Source organism: Methylobacterium sp. WL18, assembly GCF_008040015.1.
Lineage (GTDB): Bacteria > Pseudomonadota > Alphaproteobacteria > Rhizobiales > Beijerinckiaceae > Methylobacterium > Methylobacterium mesophilicum.
The window spans coordinates 1-3828 of sequence record NZ_VRVD01000454.1 but is presented as its reverse complement, the minus strand read 5'-3'; the positions used below and the strand labels follow the sequence as shown (position 1 = coordinate 3828).

Genomic DNA, 3828 nt, shown 5'->3' with positions numbered 1-3828 from the left:
GGGGCGGGGCGTCGGGCTCTTCAGGCTCCTCCGGCGGGGAACCCGGCCCGGCCCCCACGGTGAGCAGGCCGTCGCCCAGGGTCCCGAGCAGGTCCTCGAAATCCTTGGCCTCGCGAAAATTCTTGTAGACCGAGGCGAAGCGCACGTAGGCGACGTCGTCGAGGCCTTTGAGCCCCGCCATCACCAATTCGCCGATCGCCTCGGAGGTGACCTCCGGCTCGCCGGCGCTCTCGAGCTGCCGGGTGATGCCGCTGACCAGGCGCTCGATCCGGTCGGGCTCGACGGCGCGCTTGCGCAGGGCCACGTCGATCGAGCGCTGCAGCTTGTCCCGGTCGAACGGCACGCGCTTGCCCGAGCGCTTGAGCACCACGACCTCGCGCAGCTGCACCCGCTCGAAGGTGGTGAAGCGGCCGGCGCAATCCGGGCAGACCCGGCGGCGCCGGATCGCGGCGCCGTCCTCGGAGGGCCGCGAATCCTTCACCTGCGTCTCGGAGCCGCCGCAATAGGGACACCGCATGGGATCTGCACTCGACGCATGGAAACGGCCGCGGACCGGTCGGGTCCGCGGCCGTTTCCTAGACTACACGCGGACGGGCCGGAAGGCCGCCGCGCACCGGCCTCAGCCGTAGATCGGGAACCGGTCGGTCAGGGCGTGGACGCGGCTCTTCACCGAGGCCTCGACCTCCGGATCGCCGGCCTCGCCCTTGGCCACCATGCCGTCCAGCACCTCGACGATGAAGCCGCCGATCTGCTTGAACTCGGCGACGCCGAAGCCGCGCGAGGTGCCGGCCGGGGTGCCGAGGCGAATGCCCGACGTGATCGTCGGCTTCTGGGTGTCGAAGGGCACGCCGTTCTTGTTGCAGGTGATGTCGGCCCGCGACAGGGCGGCCTCGGCGGCCTTGCCGGTGAGGCCCTTCCGCTGCAGGTCCACCAGCATCAGGTGGTTGTCGGTACCGCCCGAGGTGATGTCGTAGCCCCCCGACATCAGGGTGTCGGCGAGCGCCTTGGCGTTCTCCACCACCTGGCGGGCGTAGATCTTGAACTCGGGCCGGAGCGCCTCACCGAAGGCCACCGCCTTGCCAGCGATGACGTGCATCAGCGGGCCGCCCTGGAGACCGGGGAAGATCGCCGAGTTGAACTTCTTGGCGAGCGCCTCGTCGTTCGTGAGGATCATGCCGCCGCGGGGGCCGCGCAGCGTCTTGTGCGTGGTGGTGGTGACCACGTGGGCGTGCGGGAACGGCGACGGATGCACGCCGGCCGCGATCAGGCCGGCGAAGTGGGCCGCGTCGACCATGAAGTAGGCGCCGACGGAATCGGCGATCTCGCGGAACTTGGCGAAGTCCCAGTGGCGCGGGTAGCCCGAGCCGCCGGCGATGATCACCTTCGGCTTGTGCTCCTCGGCGAGGGCGGCGACCTGCTCCATGTCGATGCGCTGGTCATCGCGGCGCACCGTGTAGGAGACCGGCTTGAACCACTTGCCCGAGACGTTGGGCGGGGCGCCGTGGGTGAGGTGGCCGCCGGCCGCGAGGTCGAGGCCCAGGAAGGTGTCGCCGGGCTGCATCAGGGCCAGGAACACGCCCTGGTTGGCCTGCGAGCCGGAATTCGGCTGCACGTTGGCGAAGCCACAATCGAACAGGCGCTTGGCGCGCTCGATGGCGAGGTTCTCGGCGATGTCCACGAACTGGCAGCCGCCGTAGTAGCGCCGGCCCGGATAGCCTTCCGCGTACTTGTTGGTCAGCACCGAGCCCTGCGCTTCCAGCACGGCGCGGGAGACGATGTTCTCCGAGGCGATCAGCTCGATCTCGTGCTGCTGGCGTCCGAGTTCCTTCGACACCGCATCGGCGATCTCGGGATCGGCCTCGGTCAGCGGGGCCGCGAAGAAGCTGTTCGAGAAGTGCTTGTCGGCGGCGGTACCGGCGCTCATGGTCTGCCTCTGTTCTGGAAGGGGCGGTGCCCGGCCTTTCGTCGGCGTGCACGGGCGGGCATTCGTGCGGGATTCCTACACGGGCCGGCCCGTGCCGCCAAGCACAGGCATTTTGGATCGGCGCAAAGAATAATTTGCCGCAGGTGAGATGCTTCGCGCAGGTGGGATGTTTGGCGCTGTCGGCCCGCAGTGGGCGCGTGGTCCTAGAAGTGCCCAGAATCGCCTGGCATCAGGAAAATAATCATGGAATAAAACAAGAACGAACGTGATGGGCAGCAGCGCTATGCGCAGTCATGACCAGGATCCGACCTTAGCGTATGCCATCGCAGAACTTCGTCTCAGTCCGGCTTTCATTGCCCTTCGCCTTCTAGACATCAAAGCCGGATTCAGACCCGATCGGCCGCGCGACTGCAATGGCCGATGGTGCGGAGGGAACGGCTCGCTGACCGTCGTTCGAAGGGAGCGAACGGGCGATGCTCGGATCGACGCGAAGACGGATGCGCGTCTCGATGTTCTCAAGGACGTCGTCGAGAGCACGGAGCCTGGAGAGGGGTTTTTATACGGTCTTCAGATCCATGCGAAGCTGGCAGCGCGGCTGCGTGAATTGGATCTTCCCGGTATTGGCCGGGACGGTGTCGAGCAGAGTTTCGTCGCCGGTGACGTCGTTCGGCACGGTTTTTCAGGAAGCATACGCACGGATGTGCTTCTCCGGGATGGTCGAACCAGCGTCGCGCCAATCAGGGCAATCTGGGACATCAAGACCGGTGAAGAAGGACTATCGTCAAATCGCGTTCGCGCATTGAGAACGGGTGCGGGCGTCGACGAAAGCGTTCCCGTTATCGAAATTCATCTGCTTCGGGGTATTTCAGTGAAAAGCCATTTCTCGGTTGCTGTTCGGATCGGAGTTGGTGACGCATGAGTATGGACGCGTATGCGCTATGCCCGCGACCGCTCACCAGCAGATCGGAGTGGCAGGCTGCCATTGACGCGCTTGGCTTTGATCTGCGGCTGGGCTCAGAAAAGATCCCCCCTGCTTCGTCGGGACATCTGCCGGCGATGCGGAAAGGTCGGGAGACGGGCTTCGAATGCTCAGTCATCCCGTTGTCGGATCTGACCGAAACCTATGCCGAGATTGATTTCGGTGGCTCTTGGCCTTGCGTGTATGCCTTCAGCTTCGGTGCCATCTCCAAATCGATCGGTGCCCTGATTGCGATCGCGGCCTGCGTGAAGCTGGTCGGAGGGCTCGCCTTCTATCCGCAGGAGGGCCGGTTGCTGACCGCCGATCAGGCGGTCGAGTACGCGCGCGACACGGTGCCCGCCGCCGAGGATCTGGAGAAGCGGCTTAACGGGGGAGCAGGATGATCCAGAACAGAACCGTGCCCTGACGGAGACCTGTTCTCGAGCGCGTCGCCTGACCGGCCGTGCCTTGGATGGAATTCCCGAAACGTATTCCTCTCAGCCCTGCGCCGAAAGATTCGTCTCCACCAGCACGGTCTCGGTCTCGAACGCGGCGGCATGCCACGTCCCGGCGGGGAAATGGAACACGCTGCCGGCGGCGAACGGCGTGCGGCCCTGCTCGGTCTCGAGGAATCCGGAGCCGGAGATCACCTGCACGAACTGCTCGTGATCGTGGCTGTGGCGCCCCGCCGAGACGCCCGCGGGCACCACGACCCGCACGAGGCTCGCCCCGGCACCCGGGATCGTGCGCTTGGCGACGCCGTTGGCGGCGACGGTCTCTGCGCGGGCGTCCCAGGCGGTCAGGTGGTCGGTCATCGGGGCATCTCCTTCGCCGCGGGAGATGCGTCCCGGCCGAACCGGGTCAACCGGCGCCGTATCGCCGACCGTGCGTCAACCGGCCCCACCCTCGGGGCCGCGGCCGCGCCGGGGCTTGGGCGGGGTGGGCT

5 protein-coding genes are annotated in these 3828 nt (G+C 66.4%); 2 read left to right on the top strand and 3 right to left on the bottom strand.

Annotated features, from left to right (window positions below; all coding sequences use genetic code 11):
- Together nrdR and glyA are read right to left on the bottom strand one after the other, a co-directional pair.
- On the bottom strand, positions 1-517 hold a 517-nt coding region (nrdR, locus tag FV228_RS22770; protein WP_246693996.1), incomplete at its 3' end, for a transcriptional regulator NrdR.
- Between the two features lie 102 nt (positions 518-619).
- Complete coding sequence (gene glyA, locus FV228_RS22765) at positions 620-1924, bottom strand: serine hydroxymethyltransferase (protein ID WP_147856677.1); 1305 nt, start codon at positions 1922-1924, stop codon at positions 620-622.
- 265 nt (positions 1925-2189) lie between these two features.
- Between glyA and FV228_RS22760 the strand changes: the two genes are divergently transcribed.
- Together FV228_RS22760 and FV228_RS22755 are read left to right on the top strand one after the other, a co-directional pair.
- Positions 2190-2843, top strand: a complete 654-nt coding sequence (locus FV228_RS22760) for a hypothetical protein (protein WP_147856676.1) — start codon at positions 2190-2192, stop codon at positions 2841-2843.
- On the top strand, positions 2840-3286 hold the full coding sequence (locus tag FV228_RS22755; protein WP_147856675.1) for a hypothetical protein: 447 nt from the start codon (positions 2840-2842) through the stop codon (positions 3284-3286). Before FV228_RS22760 ends, FV228_RS22755 begins: the two co-directional genes overlap by 4 nt.
- Positions 3287-3379: 93 nt before the next feature.
- Here the strand turns inward: FV228_RS22755 and FV228_RS22750 are convergent, their stop codons facing one another.
- Positions 3380-3697 carry a cupin domain-containing protein gene (locus FV228_RS22750; RefSeq protein WP_147856674.1) on the bottom strand — a complete coding sequence of 106 codons (318 nt, stop codon included), beginning with the start codon at positions 3695-3697 and terminating at the stop codon, positions 3380-3382.
- Positions 3698-3828 lie beyond the last annotated feature (131 nt).

What these genes read in the sequence shown, in the direction of transcription:
- glyA (WP_147856677.1), bottom strand. Translation starts at nt 1,924, where the DNA reads ATGAGCGCCGGTACCGCCGCCGACAAGCACTTCTCGAACAGCTTCTTC.
- FV228_RS22755 (WP_147856675.1), top strand. Translation starts at nt 2,840, where the DNA reads ATGAGTATGGACGCGTATGCGCTATGCCCGCGACCGCTCACCAGCAGA.
- FV228_RS22750 (WP_147856674.1), bottom strand. Translation starts at nt 3,697, where the DNA reads ATGACCGACCACCTGACCGCCTGGGACGCCCGCGCAGAGACCGTCGCC.